Genomic DNA, 15,741 nt, shown 5'->3' on the forward strand with positions numbered 1-15,741 from the left:
CAAGCCTGCCCCGTTGTTCCACCCTTGCGGTCGGTCAAAAGTTTCCCTTCAGCTGCGTCGTTTTCGTCAACTTTGGAGTGTTTACAACAATGGCAAAAATCGTCGACATCAAAGGTCGTGAAGTTCTCGACTCCCGTGGCAACCCCACCGTCGAAGCCGACGTGCTTCTCGATAACGGCATCATCGGCAGCGCCTGCGCGCCGTCCGGTGCTTCCACCGGTTCGCGCGAAGCGCTGGAACTGCGTGATGGCGACAAGAGCCGTTACCTGGGCAAGGGTGTACTCAAGGCTGTAGCCAACATCAATGGCCCAATCCGTGACCTGTTGCTGGGCAAGGACCCGCTGGACCAGAAAGCCCTGGACCACGCGATGATCAAGCTCGACGGCACCGAAAACAAAGGCAGCCTGGGCGCCAACGCCATCCTCGCCGTGTCCCTGGCTGCTGCCAAGGCCGCTGCCCAGGACCAGGACCTGCCGCTGTACGCTCACATCGCCAACCTCAACGGTACCCCGGGTGTCTACTCGATGCCGGTGCCGATGATGAACATCATCAACGGTGGCGAGCACGCTGATAACAACGTCGACATCCAGGAATTCATGGTGCAGCCGGTTGGCGCCAAGTCCTTCTCCGAAGGCCTGCGCATGGGCACCGAGATTTTCCATCACCTCAAGGCTGTACTGAAGGCCCGTGGCCTGAGCACTGCCGTGGGTGACGAAGGCGGTTTTGCACCGAACCTGGCGTCCAACGAAGATGCACTGAAAGTGATCTCCGAAGCCGTGGCCAACGCTGGCTACAAGCTGGGCACCGACGTGACCCTGGCCCTGGACTGCGCGGCGAGCGAGTTCTACGAGGACGGTAAATACAACCTGTCCGGCGAAGGCCAGGTGTTCAACTCCGAAGGTTTCGCTGAATACCTCAAGGGTCTGACCCAGCGCTATCCGATCATCTCGATCGAAGACGGCCTGGACGAGTCCGACTGGGATGGCTGGAAAATCCTCACTGACAAGATCGGCGAGAAAATCCAGCTGGTGGGTGACGACCTGTTCGTGACCAACACCAAGATCCTGAAAGAGGGCATCGACAAGAAGATCGCCAACTCGATCCTGATCAAGTTCAACCAGATCGGCACCCTGACCGAAACCCTGGAAGCCATCCAGATGGCCAAGGCTGCGGGCTACACCGCGGTGATCTCGCACCGCTCCGGCGAAACCGAAGATTCGACCATTGCCGACCTGGCCGTGGGCACTTCGGCTGGCCAGATCAAGACCGGCTCGCTGTGCCGTTCCGACCGCGTTTCCAAGTACAACCAATTGCTGCGTATCGAAGAGCAACTGGCCGGCAAAGCCAAGTACAACGGTCGGGGTGAGTTTCGCGGCTGATTGCTAAAGGGTAAAAAGCCGACGGAGTGCGTCGCGAAAAGCTCGAGAGAGCGGATTTCGGCGCTAATCTGATGGCTACCTAGCACAAGCCTGGTTCATCCAGGCTTCGTGCTATCAGTTGCTTCAAAAGTTTTGCATGGCTGTCTTTTTTCACTGGATACCCGATATTCGATGCGCAGTCCCAATTGGTTGTTCCTCGTCTTGCTCTTGTTGCTGGCTGGCCTGCAATACCGCCTATGGGTGGGTAATGGCAGCTTTGCGCAGGTAAAAGACCTGACCCAGCAAATTGCCGACCAGCACGCCGAAAACGAACGCCTGCTGGAGCGCAACCGCGTCCTCGATGCCGAAGTGCTTGAGCTGAAAAAAGGTACGGAGACCGTTGAAGAGCGGGCCCGTCATGAACTGGGCATGGTCAAGGAGGGCGAAACCCTCTACCAGTTGGCCCAATGAGTCTTTCGTCACCGGCCTTCTGGGCCGTGATTCCTGCCGCGGGCGTCGGTGCCCGTATGGCCGCGGACCGTCCCAAGCAATACTTGCAGCTGGGCGGGCGCACTATTCTTGAACACAGCCTTGGCTGTTTTCTCGACCACCCCGGCCTCAAGGGGCTGGTGGTCAGCGTTGCTGTGGATGACCCCTATTGGCCAACCCTGGCCTGCGCCACCGACCCGCGTATCGTGCGGGTGGATGGCGGCGCAGAGCGCTCGGGTTCGGTGCTGAACGCTTTGTTGTACCTGCATGCACAGGGCGCCAGCGATGACGATTGGGTGCTGGTCCACGACGCGGCGCGGCCCAACCTCAGTCGCGATGACCTCGACACGTTGCTCGATGAGCTGGCCAACGATGCAGTCGGCGGGCTGTTGGCAGTGCCGGCGCGGGACACTCTAAAGCGTGCCGACAAGCATGGTCGGGTAGCGCAAACCATCGATCGCAGCGAAATCTGGCAGGCCTACACCCCGCAGATGTTCCGCCTGGGCGCCTTGCATCAGGCCCTGGCCGACAGCTTGGTCTCCGACGTGGTGATCACCGACGAAGCCTCGGCCATGGAATGGGCCGGGCACGCGCCGCGCCTGATCGAGGGCCGCTCCGACAATATCAAGGTCACCCGCCCGGAAGACCTCGAATGGCTGCGTCAGCGTCGGGCCGGCCAGTCCGTTTGATTCAGCCGGGCACCTGTTCCACGCCGGGCCGGGTTTTCAAGGTATCCACCAAGGCTTGCAGGGTATTGAAAGGTTTTTGATCAATCGACCAACCCGGTACGTTGATGGAAAACCGTGTGTCGGCCTGATTGATCGTAATGCTTTGGATATTGCCCCGACGTGATCGGTAGAGAATTTTCGCCGGCATTGTGCCTGTGGCGGCCGACAGCAAAAACTGCCCGGGTTTGCTCAGCTGTGAGTCAGGCGTGTTCAGCAACACCAGGCTATGTGACGGGCCAGGTAGTGCTTGCGCCGGCCTTTGCAGTGAGGCGGCATCCACCCGTAATACAAAATCGGCCTTGACCGTCGCGTTACCTTTGCCAATCCCCATGCTTGAGGTTCGACCTGGGTCGGCCTCGATCCCCAACCGATGCCCGACGCGCGCATCCTCGATTCGCAGGCCGATACCACCGGTCAACTCGGCCACGCCAGGAATGCCCCGATAGGTGTTGGTATGGCTGTCGCCCACCAGCGCGACCCACTTCCCCGGATGGCGCTTGGTGGTCTGGACCCATTGAATCACCTCGGTCGCGTAGAAATTCATCATTCGCTGGCGCAACGTGCCATTGGCGTCGGTCATGTCCCTGATCATGTAGCTGGCGGTGCAGTCGATGGGCTGGATCTTGATCCCGGCCTCCCTGGCTTTGATCAGAATATTCAGAAACGAATAATGGCTGTCGCTGCGAGGCGGATAAATGCCCCTCAGGTAGCTTCTCAATTCATCCGACATGGCTGCCGTCCTGGAACGGTAGAACAGCTTGATCAGCGGCGTGTGGACGTCCGTCAGCAGGTGCTCGAAATAGATCCGCTTGACCCCTTCTCGCGCCAGCGCCTGCATGTTGTCCATCAGAAAAGCCTTGCTCGACAGCGCATCGTGACTTTCGCCCAATACCAGCCCATCGCTGGCACTCAACAGTTTGTGGATGATGCTGGTTTGGGGCTCGTCGACATTGAAACTCGGCAGCACCGGTCGTACCGGGGGCAGCGTGCGGTTGTTAAAAAAGGCCGTCGAGTCTTGGTCCAACTTGTTTCTTTTCTCAAAGAACAGGTTGCGAGCATTTCTGAGCGGCTGCTGCTCGCTACCCAGCGGTTCGAAGTCTTCGGAAAACGAACTGCTGTCGCTCATCATGCCCGATATGGTTTCGCGCAACGGGGTAGGCATTTCATAGGCGTTGAACAAGCTTGAATGGGCCGGGCCGCCAAAAAAACGGTAAATGCGCTGCCAGCCGTTGCGAAACGCACCACCACCGCTCAGCCCCGCTATCCGCCATTTCAAGTCAGGGCTCTGGATGGCGAAGAGCCCGGTAGCGTGGATCGTCAATGGGGTTTGCGTCTCGCTCATGAACAGTTCGAAAAAGCCGCTTTCGTTGGGGGTGAGGTAGGTAATAAACGATTCGCCGAGGATTCTCACGGTTTGCAAGCCGCTGGGTTTGGGCCGTGTATTCAGTACCCGGCCCGGCTCCTGCGCTTGTGTCGAACTGCTGGCGACGACATTGACCTTGATATTGCCGCTCACCTGGCGGACAGCCTTGCCCAGTTGGCTGCGCAAGCTGTTGAGGGTGGCGGCGGCCTGGGTGCCGATACCGTGGACGACCACGGGCATTGCGTTCAGAGCGCCGAAGATAATCCGTTCTGTACCCATGGGTTTGCCTTTCAGTATGTCGTCGGTACCAATTGCCATCTCGGTGATGCCCTGCGTCAGGAAGCAAAACTCCGCGAGCAGGGCTGATCGCATGGCGAGGGCTAAGGGGATCGCCAGCAGGCAGCCTTTTTCCAGGGCGTCGAGGGTGTTGGCTTTGTGGGTATCCAGGGGCGAGACAAGGGTGCGCGCCATCAGCTTGCTGATACGTGCCTTGACCTGTCGGGTTATATAGTCGAAAGGGTTGCCGTTCAGCGCCGGGTACATGGCACTGTTGATGTATTGGTCCGGGTCCCAATAGGTGGCTGGCAGCAAACTATTGAAAAAGCCGGACTTCGGCGCGGGGCCAGGAAAGGCCGCCATACCGACCAAGGCCTCCTCGACGCCGCTGTAAATCAACCCGGAGTCGACGGTTTCGGCTTCGAAATGGTTAGTCAGCGCTTTACGTTGGTTGGCTGTTTTGGCCATGCTCACCAGCCATTTGCGCATGGATGCCGGGTCAACAAAACCGTGAAACGGCGAAGAGTTGCCCGGAATGTAAAGCAGGGTGACCTGGCTCTGGTTGTCGGTGATGGTGAGAATGTCGGTGGCTTCGCGGGTATGGATGCGCAGCAGACGCATAGACAGATTTTTATCCAGGACATACGGCGCCTGCAGGTCTTCAAGGGACAAGTTGCTGAAGTCCTTGGTGTTGGCGACGCCCGCCGCCCGCGCTGCCAACCTGCGCTCCTCATCGGTCAGGGTGAATTCGTCGAATTGATTCAGATAGCCTTCGATAAAGGACATACGCATCAGGGTTTTGTAGTTTTCCTGGTGCTTGTCCCAGAACGCCGTGATGGCCTCGCTGTAAACCTGTTCGAAATTGCTCGATTGCACGACATTGCGAAAGGTTTGCGGGGAGATGCCCAGTTGGGTGCTTGGCCCGTAAGCCTGCGGCTCGCTGCGCAGGTAAATCGCTTCATAGCGACGGGGTGCGATCCAGCCGGCAGCAATGAACTCCTCGTTGAACATTGCTGGAATCCGGTTATCCATCAGGCGCGGTAACTCGGGGACAATCGTGAAATAAGGCGCGGTCATGGAAAACCCGGTGATGTTAACCAGGCCGCCAGGAGCCGGCGGAGCGTTGGCGATCATCGCCTCGGTCAAGGTCATTGACTGGACGATGGCGGCGGTGAAGGGGGCATCGGGGTTGTCGGTGTTGTATTCGAGGGTGACCAGCAGGGTGTTATCAGGGTCCAGCTCTTCGTTGCTGAACGGTTGCGCGCGCTCGCGAATCAGTCGGGCGGCGATTTCGCCGGGCACCGGGAAGTCGGCCAGCACCTTGCGGACAAAGTGGTTGGTACGTTGAATCTGTGGGGTATTGGTGCTCATCTGCTTGCCTTCGTGCAGTGGAAACTGCATGTATTTGCAGGCAAACGGCTAAGGGCAGGGCGTTATCTATATGGTGGTGTAGACCGCATGTTGCGCCAGGCCCTCTTTGAGAAACTCCACCAGCTTGCGTACTTTTGGCGACAGATGGCGTTGTTGCGGGTAAAGCGCCCAAACGGCCGTGTTTGGCGGCTGGTGACCTTCCAGCAGCGACACCAGGGTGCCGCTTTTCAAGTGTTCCAGCACGTAATAATCGGGTAACTGGCACAGGCCGACGCCCTGGAGTGCCGCATCCAGCACAGCCTGTCCACTGTTGCAGCGCCAGTTTCCTTGTACGCGTTGGGAAAATTCCCTCCCGTCCTGTTCCAGTTGCCAGATATCCGAACTGCCGATCAGGCAATTGTGCCGGCTCAGCTCCGACAAACTGTGTGGGCGGCCATACCGTTCAAGGTAGGAGGGCGATGCGCACAGGTACATGCGCCGTGGCGCCAGGCGAGTGGCAACCATGCGCGAGTCGGCGAGGCGCCCCAGACGAATAGCCAGGTCGAGGCCCTCATGTACCAGGTCCAGCTGGCGGTTGCTCAGTTCCACGTCCACCCGCAATTGCGGATACCGGCCCATAAAGCGTGTCACCAGCGGCACGATAAACCGTTCGCCGTAAGCCACCGCGCAGGTCATGCGCAACATGCCCTTGGGCTCGCTGGCCAGGTCGCCCACGGCACGCAGGGCTTCCTCGCGGCCATCCTGCAGGCGCTGGCAATGTTGCAAAAAGGTCTGCCCGGCCTCCGTCAGCGTGACGCGTCGGGTGCTGCGATACAGTAAGCGCGTCTGCAAACGTTCTTCGAGGCGCGCTACCTGGCGGCTGATGTGCGACGACGACACCCCTAAACGTTCCGCCGCTGCCGTGAATTGGCAGCATTCGGCCACGGCGACAAATTCGTCGATACCTTCCCAGCGGTTCTCCAGCATGATGATTGTCCCTATACAGCAATAATGTTTTGCTTTTGGTCCGATTATTAATCAGTTGGCAGTGTTTTACACTGCCGGTCTCAGTTTTTTACTCCATGGAGAAACCCGGATGATCAAGTCCCGCGCCGCCGTAGCCTTCGAAGCCAAGAAGCCCCTCGAGATCGTTGAAGTGGATGTCGCCATGCCCAAGGCTGGCGAAGTGCTGCTGCGGGTGGTCGCGTCCGGCGTGTGCCACACCGACGCCTACACCCTGTCGGGCGCCGATCCGGAGGGTATCTTCCCGTCGATCCTCGGCCATGAAGGCGGTGCGGTAGTTGAAGCCATTGGCGAGGGCGTGACTTCGGTGGCGGTCGGCGACCATGTGATCCCGCTGTACACGCCGGAATGCGGCAAGTGCAAATTCTGCCTGTCGGGCAAGACCAACCTGTGCCAGGCCATTCGCTCTACCCAAGGCAAAGGCCTGATGCCAGACGGCACCACGCGTTTCTCCTACAAGGGCCAGCCGATTTTCCATTACATGGGTACCTCGACTTTCTCCGAGTACACCGTGTTGCCGGAAATTTCCGTGGCCAAGATTCCTAAAGAAGCGCCCCTGGAAAAAGTCTGCCTGCTGGGTTGCGGCGTGACCACCGGCATCGGTGCAGTGATCAACACCGCCAAGGTCAAGCCGGGCGACACCGTGGCCATCTTCGGCCTCGGCGGTATTGGCCTGTCGGCCATCATCGGTGCGGTCAAGGCCAAGGCTGGCCGCATCATCGCCATCGATATCAACCCGGCCAAGTTTGAAATTGCCAAGCAATTGGGCGCCACCGACTGCATCAACCCGAAAGACTACGACCGCCCGATCCAGGACGTGATCGTCGACTTGACCGACGGCGGCGTGGACTTTTCCTTCGAGTGCATCGGCAATGTGCAACTGATGCGCGCTGCCCTCGAGTGCTGCCACAAAGGCTGGGGCGAGTCGGTGATCATCGGCGTTGCCGGTGCTGGCCAGGAAATCGCCACGCGCCCATTCCAGCTGGTGACCGGCCGCGTCTGGCGCGGTTCGGCGTTCGGTGGTGTGCGCGGCCGCAGCGAATTGCCAAGCTACGTGGAAATGGCCCAGACCGGCGAGATCCCGCTGGATACTTTCATCACCCACACCATGGGCCTGGAAGACATCAACAAAGCGTTTGACCTGATGCATGAAGGCAAGAGCATTCGTACCGTCATCCACTTCTGAGGTCGGCCATGAGTCTGGAAAACCTGTCGTGCCAGAAGAGCTTCGACGGCTGGCATAAACGCTATAAACATCACTCCGATGTACTCGGTTGCGACATGACTTTCGCCGTCTACCTGCCGCCGCAAGCGGAGCAGGGCGGCAAGTTGCCGGTGCTGTACTGGCTGTCCGGGCTGACCTGCACCGATGAAAACTTCATGCAGAAAGCCGGCGCCCAGCGCATGGCCGCCGAGCTGGGGTTGATCATCGTTGCACCCGACACCAGCCCCCGTGGCCCTGGCGTGCCGGGTGACCCGGACAATGCCTGGGATTTCGGCCTGGGCGCCGGCTTCTACCTGAATGCCACGCAGGAACCCTGGGCCAAGCATTATCGGATGCATGACTACGTGGTGCAGGAATTGCCTGCTTTGGTTGAGGCGCATTTCCCGGCTTCGGATAAGCGCGGTATCAGCGGCCACTCCATGGGCGGTCACGGGGCGCTGGTGTGTGCCTTGCGCAACCCGGGGCGTTATCAGTCGGTGTCGGCGTTTTCGCCGATCAACAACCCGATGGATTGCCCGTGGGGCCAGAAAGCCTTCTCCCGTTACCTGGGCGAAGAGCGCGCTAAATGGCGCGAGTGGGATGCCTGCGTGCTGATCAGCGAAGCCTCGGAAAAACTGCCATTGCTGGTGGACCAGGGCGACCGCGACGACTTCCTCGCCGTACAGCTCAAGCCTGAGGCCCTGATGCAAGCGGCCAAGGCGGCCAACCATCCGCTGGAACTGCGCCTGCAGCCCGGCTATGACCACAGCTACTTCTTTATCGCCAGCTTCATCGAGGACCATTTGCGACACCATGGTCGTGCTTTGCTCGGTTAATGTGAGGCAAAAGTAGGTAGAATCACGCCCTGAATTAAATCGGGGCGTTTTTTTATGCGTATTGGCCACGGCTACGATGTGCACCGTTTCGCTGAAGGCGATTTCATCACCCTGGGCGGCGTGCGCATTGCACACCACCATGGGTTGCTCGCTCATTCCGACGGCGACGTCGTGTTGCACGCCTTGAGCGATGCCTTGCTCGGCGCAGCGGCGCTGGGGGATATCGGCAAGCACTTTCCGGACACCGACCCGACTTTCAAGGGCGCGGACAGCCGTGTGCTGCTGCGCCATGTGGTCGGCCTGATCCACGCCAAGGGGTGGAAGGTCGGCAACGTCGACAACACCATCGTGGCCCAGGCGCCGAAAATGGCGCCCCATATCGAATCGATGCGCGCGCTGATTGCCGCAGACCTGCAAATTGAATTGGATCAAGTCAACGTGAAAGCCACCACCACCGAAAAGCTCGGGTTTACCGGTCGTGAAGAGGGCATCGCGGTGCACTCCGTCGCCTTGTTGCTGCGCGCATGAATGACCTGCAACTGCTGGGCCCGCGGGCCTATGGCGAGGCCCTGGGCAGCGCGGTACTGAAGGCCACGGCTGAAGATTTCCAGGTTGATGAAGTGCTGGATATCCCGCTGACCGGCGAGGGTGAGCACCTGTGGCTGTGGGTCGAGAAGCGCGGTCTGAATACCGAAGAGGCTGCGCGTCGGATAGCCAAGGCCGCCGGCGTGCCGCTGCGCACCGTCAGCTATGCCGGGCTCAAGGATCGCCAGGCGTTGACCCGCCAGTGGTTCAGTGTGCAACTGCCGGGCAAGGCCGACCCGGACATGAGCGGCGCGGAAAACGACACCCTCAAGATCCTCAAGACCGCCCGGCATAAACGCAAGCTGCAACGCGGCGCGCATTCAGCCAATGGTTTCACCTTGCGCCTGACCCAGTTGGCCGGTGATACCGCCGCCATCGACGCGCGGTTGCAACTGATTGCACAACACGGCATTCCCAACTATTTCGGCGCCCAGCGTTTCGGCCACAACGGTGGCAATGTCGTCGATGCCCGTGAATGGGCCGCGCGCAAAGCCTTGCCGGAGCAGCGCAATGTGCGTTCGCGGTTGCTGTCCACCGCGCGCAGCTACCTGTTCAACAAGGTGCTGGCGGCACGCGTGGCCGATGGTTCCTGGCAGCGCGCCCAGGTCGGCGACCTGCTGGCGTTTACCGACAGCCGCAGTTTTTTCCCGGCGGGGGAGGCTGAATGCAGCGACCCACGCCTGGCGATCCTGGACCTGCACCCCACCGGCCCGCAGTGGGGCGAGGGCGACTCGCCGGCCACGGGTGCAACCCACGCGCTTGAGCAAGCAGTCGCGGCCAGTGAGGCCGACCTGCGCGATTGGCTGGTGAATGCCGGCATGAGCCAGGAACGTCGCATTCTGCGACTGCCCATTGGCGGGTTGACGTGGCATTATCCGTCGCTGGACATTCTGCAATTGGAATTCGTCCTGCCGGCCGGATGCTTCGCCACTATCTTGGTGCGCGAGCTTGTTGATCTGGTGCCGGTGGGGCAGACGGACAACCCATGCGTATTCTGATATCAAACGATGACGGTGCCACCGCACCCGGCCTTGCCGCGCTCTATGCCGCGCTGGAAGACTATGCCGAGTGCGTGGTGGTTGCCCCTGACCAGGACAAAAGCGGCGCCAGCAGTTCGCTGACGCTTGACCGTCCGCTGCACCCGCAGGTCCTGGCCAATGGCTTTATCAGCGTTAACGGCACCCCCACCGATTGCGTGCACCTGGCCATCAACAGCCTGTTGGAGCATGAGCCGGACCTGGTGGTGTCGGGCATCAACCTCGGCGCCAACCTGGGCGACGACGTGCTGTATTCCGGTACCGTAGCGGCGGCCCTCGAAGGGCGCTTCCTGGGGCGGACTGCGTTTGCATTCTCCTTTGCCTCGCGCCAATTGGATAACCTGGCCACTGCCGCCTATTTCGCGCGTAAGCTGGTGGAGGCCCATGGCTCCCTGGTGCTGCCGCCGCGTACGGTGCTCAACGTCAATATTCCCAACCTGCCCCTCGACCACATTCGCGGCATTCAGCTCACGCGCCTGGGCCATCGCGCCCGCGCGAAGCCGCCGTTGAAGGTGGTCGATCCGCGTGGCAAGGAAGGCTATTGGATCGCCGCAGCCGGCGACGCTGAAGACGGCGGCCCGGGCACGGACTTTCACGCGGTGATGCAAGGTTATGTTTCGATTACTCCATTGCAACTTGATCGCACCTTCAGTGACGCCTTCAGTGGTCTCGATGGATGGCTGGAGGGCCTGCGCTGATGGCTCGTGAACAAGACGACCTGCTGCGCCGCGGCATCGGGATGACCTCCCAGCGTACCCGCGAGCGCTTGATCCAGCGGCTGTACGAAGAGGGCTTGTCCAACGCCCAGGTGCTGGAAGTGATCCGCCGCACGCCGCGGCACCTGTTTGTCGATGAGGCCCTGGCCCACCGTGCCTATGAAGACACGGCATTGCCCATCGGCCATAACCAGACCATCTCCCAGCCGTACATGGTCGCGCGCATGAGCGAGCTGCTGCTGGCGGCGGGGCCTCTGGACAAGGTGCTGGAAATCGGCACCGGCTCCGGCTACCAGACGGCCGTGCTCGCGCAACTGGTGGAGCGGGTGTTCTCGGTGGAGCGCATCAAGGTCCTGCAAGACCGCGCCAAGGAGCGCCTGGTGGAGCTGAACCTGCGTAACGTGGTGTTCCGCTGGGGCGACGGCTGGGAAGGCTGGCCGGCGCTGGCGCCGTACAACGGCATCATCGTCACGGCGGTGGCCACCGATGTACCGCAAGCGTTGCTCGATCAACTGGCCCCGGGCGGGCGCCTGGTGATCCCGGTGGGCTCCGGCGAAGTGCAACAATTGATGCTCATTATCCGTGAGGACGACGGCTTTTCCCGGCACGTGCTGGGGGCTGTCCGGTTCGTGCCGTTGCTGAACGGTCCGTTGGCCTGATCATTTATTCACCGGCAGTGAATTCTGCTGGTGGGGATGTGTCTTACGGCGGGGTCTATCAAGTCAACATGATTGGCGGCGGTGTTTAACGCGAAGAATGTTTCGTTTCATTCGCGTGCCGGTAAAAAGCCAATGCCCAGTTATACTTGCGACATATTTCAAGCCTGATACAGGCGTTCATGTTCAGCCACCACAAAGGGAGCGGCGGGTGAGTCTCACAGGTCTTGCGCAGCGTATGAGTAAAACAAGCTTTCAGCGACTGGTGCTTGGCCTTGTCTTCAGTTCCGTGTTGGTAGGGTGTTCCAGCTCGCCGAGCAGTGGCGCACGGGTCGTTGACCGTAACAGTGCCGCACCGCAAAAACCTACAGTCACCACCGGCCAGTACGTCGTGCGCAAGGGCGATACGATGTTCTCGATCGCCTTCCGTTATGGTTGGGACTACAAGGCGCTTGCAGCGCGTAACAATATTCCTGTGCCTTACACCATTCATCCAGGTCAGACGATTCGCTTCGACGGGCGTACCGGTTCAGCGCCTACGACAGTTGTGACAAATACCGGATCTTCACCCTCGTCTTCGAGCAAAACCACGATCATCACTCGGCCTGCAGGCACCGCTGCGCCCGCGCCTGCGAACAAGCCGGCGCCCGCGCCGCTGCCACCTGCAGGGCCTGCGCCGACCGGCTGGGGATGGCCCTCAAACGGGGTGTTAATTGGAAAATTCTCTTCAAACGGTAGTTTGAATAAAGGCATTGATATCGCCGGGGATTTGGGACAGCCTGTTTTAGCTGCGTCTGATGGGACAGTGGTGTACGCCGGGAGTGGTTTACGGGGCTACGGCGAGCTGGTCATCATCAAACACAGCGATACCTACGTCAGTGCTTACGGTCATAACCGTAGGCTGTTGGTTCGGGAGGGGCAGCAGGTCAAAGTCGGACAGACAATTGCCGAAATGGGGTCAACTGGTACAGACCGGGTGAAACTGCACTTTGAGATTCGCCGTCAAGGGAAGCCTGTAGATCCGCTGCAATTCCTGCCTCGTCGTTGATGTGTTGCACAGCCTGTTCCCTCACGTAGAAGGAACAGGCTCCAGCGTTGCCAAGGATAAAGGCGTCGCTTGAGCTTGAGGTCGAACTCACCAAAGGACTATAACAATGGCTCTCAGTAAAGAAGCGCCGGAGTTTGACATCGACGATGAGGTTCTCCTTATGGAGACCGGTATCGCTACGGAATCGATGTCGAATGAGGGACCTGCAGTACCTTCAGTTCGCACCAAATCCAAGAACTCCTCCGCGTTAAAGCAACACAAATACATTGATTACACACGGGCGCTCGACGCGACCCAGCTGTACCTCAATGAAATCGGCTTTTCCCCTCTGCTTACCCCTGAAGAAGAAGTCCATTTTGCGCGCTTGTCGCAAAAGGGCGATCCGGCTGGGCGCAAGCGCATGATTGAAAGCAACCTGCGCCTGGTGGTGAAAATCGCCCGACGCTACGTCAATCGTGGGCTATCCCTGTTGGACCTGATCGAGGAAGGCAACCTGGGCTTGATCCGGGCAGTGGAGAAGTTCGACCCTGAGCGCGGCTTCCGCTTCTCAACCTATGCCACCTGGTGGATCCGCCAGACCATCGAACGGGCGATCATGAATCAGACCCGCACGATCCGGTTGCCGATCCATGTGGTGAAGGAGCTCAACGTCTACCTGCGGGCGGCACGTGAGCTGACACAAAAACTCGATCATGAACCTTCGCCCGAAGAAATCGCCAACCTGCTGGAAAAACCGGTAGGGGAGGTCAAGCGTATGCTGGGCCTGAATGAGCGGGTGTCTTCGGTCGATGTCTCGCTGGGTCCGGATTCGGATAAAACCCTGCTGGACACCCTGACGGATGATCGCCCTACAGATCCTTGCGAGCTGTTGCAGGACGATGATCTTTCCCAAAGCATTGACCAGTGGCTGTCTGAGCTTACCGACAAGCAGCGTGAGGTGGTGATTCGCCGCTTCGGCCTGCGTGGCCATGAGAGCAGCACCCTGGAGGACGTAGGCCTGGAGATCGGCCTGACCCGTGAGCGGGTGCGGCAGATCCAAGTGGAAGGGCTCAAGCGCTTGCGTGAGATCCTGGAGAAGAACGGATTGTCGAGTGAGTCGTTGTTCCAATAGGCGACGCAGCTTGAATGCTTGAATGTGGGAGGGGGCTTGCCCCCGATAGTGGTGTGTCAGTCAATGCAGGTATCGACTGATCCACCGCCATCGGGGGCAAGCCCCCTCCCACATTTTTTTGTGCCTGGCATTACTTTGGTGTCGGGGCCAAAATCCAGGCATAAAAAACCCCCGCTTTTAAGGGCGGGGTTTTTTCGACTAAGTCAGTACAAGTTAGATAACTTGAACTTCTTCAGCTTGCATGCCTTTCTGACCGCGGGTAGCGATGAAAGAAACCTGTTGGCCTTCTTTCAGGCTTTTGAAGCCGTCGGATTGGATAGCTTTGAAGTGAACGAACAGGTCGTCACCGGATTGTGGAGTGATGAAGCCGAAGCCTTTTTCATCGTTGAACCACTTAACGGTACCAGTTTGGCGATTAGACATGGTGTATCTCCTTGGACAAAGTTAACTGCGACTCAGGAAAAGCCCTGGCCGAGACTGAGTGCAAAGAGCAGGAAAAATTCTTGGAGATGGTTGGATCGAAATTCAACATATCGTGTAGAGATTCTCAGTGACACAAGCAGCACAGTGGCGCCACCTTAACCCTTTTTCCGGGACGTGCCAATGGTATTTCAGAAGGTTTCTCTATTTTCGTGACTGGCGGTGGTATTTACCGTCGCTACCGGACGGGGCGTCGGTCCCAGCCCCGCTGGCTGCGGCTTATAGGTGGTGGTGCATTCATCAACAAATCCCCCATGCCCTTTGAACCCCAACGCCGGCCCCGGTAAGATGCTCAACAGAATTTTTCCACCTCGCTATTCAGGACACCCGCCATGAGCATCAAATCGGACAAGTGGATTCGCCGCATGGCGCAAGAGCACGGCATGATCGAGCCCTTCGTAGAGCGCCAGATCCGTGGCGAAGGCGACGAACGCGTGATCTCCTACGGGGTTTCCAGCTACGGCTACGATGTGCGTTGCGCCGATGAGTTCAAGGTGTTCACCAACATCAACTCGGCGATCGTCGATCCGAAGAACTTCGACGAAAAAAGCTTCGTCGACGTTAAAAGCGACGTGTGCATCATCCCGCCAAACTCCTTCGCCCTGGCGCGCACTGTGGAGTTCTTCCGTATTCCCCGCGACGTGCTGACCATCTGCCTGGGTAAAAGCACCTACGCTCGCTGCGGCATTATCGTCAACGTGACGCCGCTTGAGCCGGAGTGGGAAGGCCACGTGACCCTGGAGTTCTCCAACACCACCACTTTGCCGGCGAAAATCTACGCCAACGAAGGCGTGGCACAGATGCTGTTCCTGCAGTCCGACGAGGCCTGTGAAGTGTCCTACAAAGACCGCGCAGGCAAGTACCAGGGCCAGCGCGGCGTTACCCTCCCACGCGCTTGATCGAAAGGTCCTACACGCCAAGGGAATTAGTCTGCAGAAAGTGACTCTATTGGGTGTACTGCCCCGGCGCGTGCAAAACGCGCTGGGCCACGCTTGAGGAGTACTTTATGAAGATCGACCCGCGAATCAGCGCCGAACTTGCCCGGCTTGAACCCAACCAGATTGGTGTTCTGGCCTGGTCCCTGATGGCCGACCCCGCCTACGCGGGCGGCATCCCTGGCCAACCCGAGCCGGATTACCCACAGCCTACCGAACCCGGTGAGCCGACCCTTCCGGACGAGCCACCACCGGCGCCTGTTGCCTGATACCTGCTTAAACTCAGACACCTTTCTTGTGGCGAGCGGGCTTGTTGTGGCGAGCGGCTTCTTGTGGCGAGCGGGCTTGCCCGCGTTGGGCTGCGAAGCAGCCCCAAAACCAGCCGCTAATGTTCTTTCAGGAAAAATGCAGTGACTTTACTGGGGCCGCTACGCAGCCCAACGCGGGCAAGCCCGCTCGCCACAGCAAGCCCGCTCTCCACAAGAAGCCGCTCTCCACAACAAGCCCGCTCGCCACAGAAGCTGATCTGCGACAGATCTGGCAAAC

Annotated in this window: 16 protein-coding genes; 13 read left to right on the forward strand and 3 right to left on the reverse strand. The window is 59.3% G+C overall.

What is annotated here, in order from left to right; translation table 11 throughout:
- Positions 1-89: 89 nt before the first annotated feature.
- The 3 genes from eno (at position 90) to ispD (ending at position 2,536) form a co-directional block, all read left to right on the forward strand.
- Entirely contained in the window at positions 90-1,379 is a 1,290-nt protein-coding gene (gene eno / locus CXQ82_RS06675; RefSeq protein WP_003189193.1) for a phosphopyruvate hydratase, read from the forward strand.
- A gap of 171 nt (positions 1,380-1,550) precedes the next feature.
- Positions 1,551-1,829: a cell division protein FtsB gene (gene ftsB / locus CXQ82_RS06680; RefSeq protein ID WP_003172294.1), complete on the forward strand. Its 279-nt coding sequence runs from the start codon at positions 1,551-1,553 to the stop codon at positions 1,827-1,829.
- Positions 1,826-2,536: a 2-C-methyl-D-erythritol 4-phosphate cytidylyltransferase gene (ispD, locus tag CXQ82_RS06685; RefSeq protein WP_101267282.1), complete on the forward strand. Its 711-nt coding sequence runs from the start codon at positions 1,826-1,828 to the stop codon at positions 2,534-2,536. Before ftsB ends, ispD begins: the two co-directional genes overlap by 4 nt.
- Position 2,537: 1 nt before the next feature.
- Here the strand turns inward: ispD and CXQ82_RS06690 are convergent, their stop codons facing one another.
- Entirely contained in the window at positions 2,538-5,585 is a 3,048-nt protein-coding gene (locus tag CXQ82_RS06690) for a membrane-targeted effector domain-containing toxin (protein ID WP_101273730.1), read from the reverse strand.
- 66 nt (positions 5,586-5,651) lie between these two features.
- The gene (locus CXQ82_RS06695; RefSeq protein ID WP_101267285.1) at positions 5,652-6,551 is read right to left on the reverse strand and encodes a LysR substrate-binding domain-containing protein; all 900 of its coding nucleotides are present in this window, start codon (positions 6,549-6,551) and stop codon (positions 5,652-5,654) included.
- A 109-nt stretch (positions 6,552-6,660) separates the two neighbouring features.
- On the opposite strand from CXQ82_RS06695, the gene CXQ82_RS06700 reads away from it, so the two are divergent.
- The 8 genes from CXQ82_RS06700 (at position 6,661) to rpoS (ending at position 13,780) form a co-directional block, all read left to right on the forward strand.
- Positions 6,661-7,773 carry an S-(hydroxymethyl)glutathione dehydrogenase/class III alcohol dehydrogenase gene (locus CXQ82_RS06700; RefSeq protein WP_101267287.1) on the forward strand — a complete coding sequence of 371 codons (1,113 nt, stop codon included), beginning with the start codon at positions 6,661-6,663 and terminating at the stop codon, positions 7,771-7,773.
- An 8-nt stretch (positions 7,774-7,781) separates the two neighbouring features.
- Positions 7,782-8,627 carry an S-formylglutathione hydrolase gene (gene fghA / locus CXQ82_RS06705; RefSeq protein WP_101267289.1) on the forward strand — a complete coding sequence of 282 codons (846 nt, stop codon included), beginning with the start codon at positions 7,782-7,784 and terminating at the stop codon, positions 8,625-8,627.
- A 54-nt stretch (positions 8,628-8,681) separates the two neighbouring features.
- On the forward strand, positions 8,682-9,155 hold the full coding sequence (gene ispF, locus CXQ82_RS06710; protein ID WP_012722614.1) for a 2-C-methyl-D-erythritol 2,4-cyclodiphosphate synthase: 474 nt from the start codon (positions 8,682-8,684) through the stop codon (positions 9,153-9,155).
- The gene (truD, locus tag CXQ82_RS06715; RefSeq protein ID WP_101267291.1) at positions 9,152-10,210 is read left to right on the forward strand and encodes a tRNA pseudouridine(13) synthase TruD; all 1,059 of its coding nucleotides are present in this window, start codon (positions 9,152-9,154) and stop codon (positions 10,208-10,210) included. The genes ispF and truD overlap by 4 nt, the downstream gene beginning before the upstream one ends.
- Positions 10,198-10,947: a 5'/3'-nucleotidase SurE gene (gene surE / locus CXQ82_RS06720; protein ID WP_101267293.1), complete on the forward strand. Its 750-nt coding sequence runs from the start codon at positions 10,198-10,200 to the stop codon at positions 10,945-10,947. Before truD ends, surE begins: the two co-directional genes overlap by 13 nt.
- Before the next feature lie 41 nt (positions 10,948-10,988).
- Positions 10,989-11,624: a protein-L-isoaspartate(D-aspartate) O-methyltransferase gene (locus CXQ82_RS06725; protein ID WP_177343936.1), complete on the forward strand. Its 636-nt coding sequence runs from the start codon at positions 10,989-10,991 to the stop codon at positions 11,622-11,624.
- A gap of 208 nt (positions 11,625-11,832) precedes the next feature.
- On the forward strand, positions 11,833-12,669 hold the full coding sequence (locus CXQ82_RS06730) for a peptidoglycan DD-metalloendopeptidase family protein (RefSeq protein ID WP_101267295.1): 837 nt from the start codon (positions 11,833-11,835) through the stop codon (positions 12,667-12,669).
- A gap of 106 nt (positions 12,670-12,775) precedes the next feature.
- Positions 12,776-13,780 (forward strand): RNA polymerase sigma factor RpoS, encoded by a 1,005-nt coding sequence (gene rpoS / locus CXQ82_RS06735; RefSeq protein ID WP_101267297.1) that lies wholly within the window; start codon positions 12,776-12,778, stop codon positions 13,778-13,780.
- A 213-nt stretch (positions 13,781-13,993) separates the two neighbouring features.
- Here the strand turns inward: rpoS and CXQ82_RS06740 are convergent, their stop codons facing one another.
- A complete protein-coding gene (locus CXQ82_RS06740; RefSeq protein WP_002554837.1) occupies positions 13,994-14,203 on the reverse strand; it encodes a cold-shock protein in 210 nt (69 codons plus the stop codon).
- Between the two features lie 389 nt (positions 14,204-14,592).
- Between CXQ82_RS06740 and dcd the strand changes: the two genes are divergently transcribed.
- Both dcd and CXQ82_RS06750 read left to right on the forward strand, forming a co-directional pair.
- Positions 14,593-15,159: a dCTP deaminase gene (dcd, locus tag CXQ82_RS06745; protein WP_003189215.1), complete on the forward strand. Its 567-nt coding sequence runs from the start codon at positions 14,593-14,595 to the stop codon at positions 15,157-15,159.
- A 107-nt stretch (positions 15,160-15,266) separates the two neighbouring features.
- Complete coding sequence (locus CXQ82_RS06750; RefSeq protein WP_010212420.1) at positions 15,267-15,464, forward strand: hypothetical protein; 198 nt, start codon at positions 15,267-15,269, stop codon at positions 15,462-15,464.
- Positions 15,465-15,741: the final 277 nt, after the last annotated feature.

Source organism: Pseudomonas sp. S09G 359 (assembly GCF_002843605.1).
In the GTDB taxonomy this organism is placed as follows: domain Bacteria; phylum Pseudomonadota; class Gammaproteobacteria; order Pseudomonadales; family Pseudomonadaceae; genus Aquipseudomonas.

Coding starts and splice junctions, on each gene's coding strand:
- eno (WP_003189193.1), top strand. CDS start 90: ATGGCAAAAATCGTCGACATCAAAGGTCGTGAAGTTCTCGACTCCCGT.
- ftsB (WP_003172294.1), top strand. CDS start 1,551: ATGCGCAGTCCCAATTGGTTGTTCCTCGTCTTGCTCTTGTTGCTGGCT.
- ispD (WP_101267282.1), top strand. CDS start 1,826: ATGAGTCTTTCGTCACCGGCCTTCTGGGCCGTGATTCCTGCCGCGGGC.
- CXQ82_RS06690 (WP_101273730.1), bottom strand. CDS start 5,585: ATGAGCACCAATACCCCACAGATTCAACGTACCAACCACTTTGTCCGC.
- CXQ82_RS06695 (WP_101267285.1), bottom strand. CDS start 6,551: ATGCTGGAGAACCGCTGGGAAGGTATCGACGAATTTGTCGCCGTGGCC.
- CXQ82_RS06700 (WP_101267287.1), top strand. CDS start 6,661: ATGATCAAGTCCCGCGCCGCCGTAGCCTTCGAAGCCAAGAAGCCCCTC.
- fghA (WP_101267289.1), top strand. CDS start 7,782: ATGAGTCTGGAAAACCTGTCGTGCCAGAAGAGCTTCGACGGCTGGCAT.
- ispF (WP_012722614.1), top strand. CDS start 8,682: ATGCGTATTGGCCACGGCTACGATGTGCACCGTTTCGCTGAAGGCGAT.
- truD (WP_101267291.1), top strand. CDS start 9,152: ATGAATGACCTGCAACTGCTGGGCCCGCGGGCCTATGGCGAGGCCCTG.
- surE (WP_101267293.1), top strand. CDS start 10,198: ATGCGTATTCTGATATCAAACGATGACGGTGCCACCGCACCCGGCCTT.
- CXQ82_RS06725 (WP_177343936.1), top strand. CDS start 10,989: ATGACCTCCCAGCGTACCCGCGAGCGCTTGATCCAGCGGCTGTACGAA.
- rpoS (WP_101267297.1), top strand. CDS start 12,776: ATGGCTCTCAGTAAAGAAGCGCCGGAGTTTGACATCGACGATGAGGTT.
- CXQ82_RS06740 (WP_002554837.1), bottom strand. CDS start 14,203: ATGTCTAATCGCCAAACTGGTACCGTTAAGTGGTTCAACGATGAAAAA.
- dcd (WP_003189215.1), top strand. CDS start 14,593: ATGAGCATCAAATCGGACAAGTGGATTCGCCGCATGGCGCAAGAGCAC.
- CXQ82_RS06750 (WP_010212420.1), top strand. CDS start 15,267: ATGAAGATCGACCCGCGAATCAGCGCCGAACTTGCCCGGCTTGAACCC.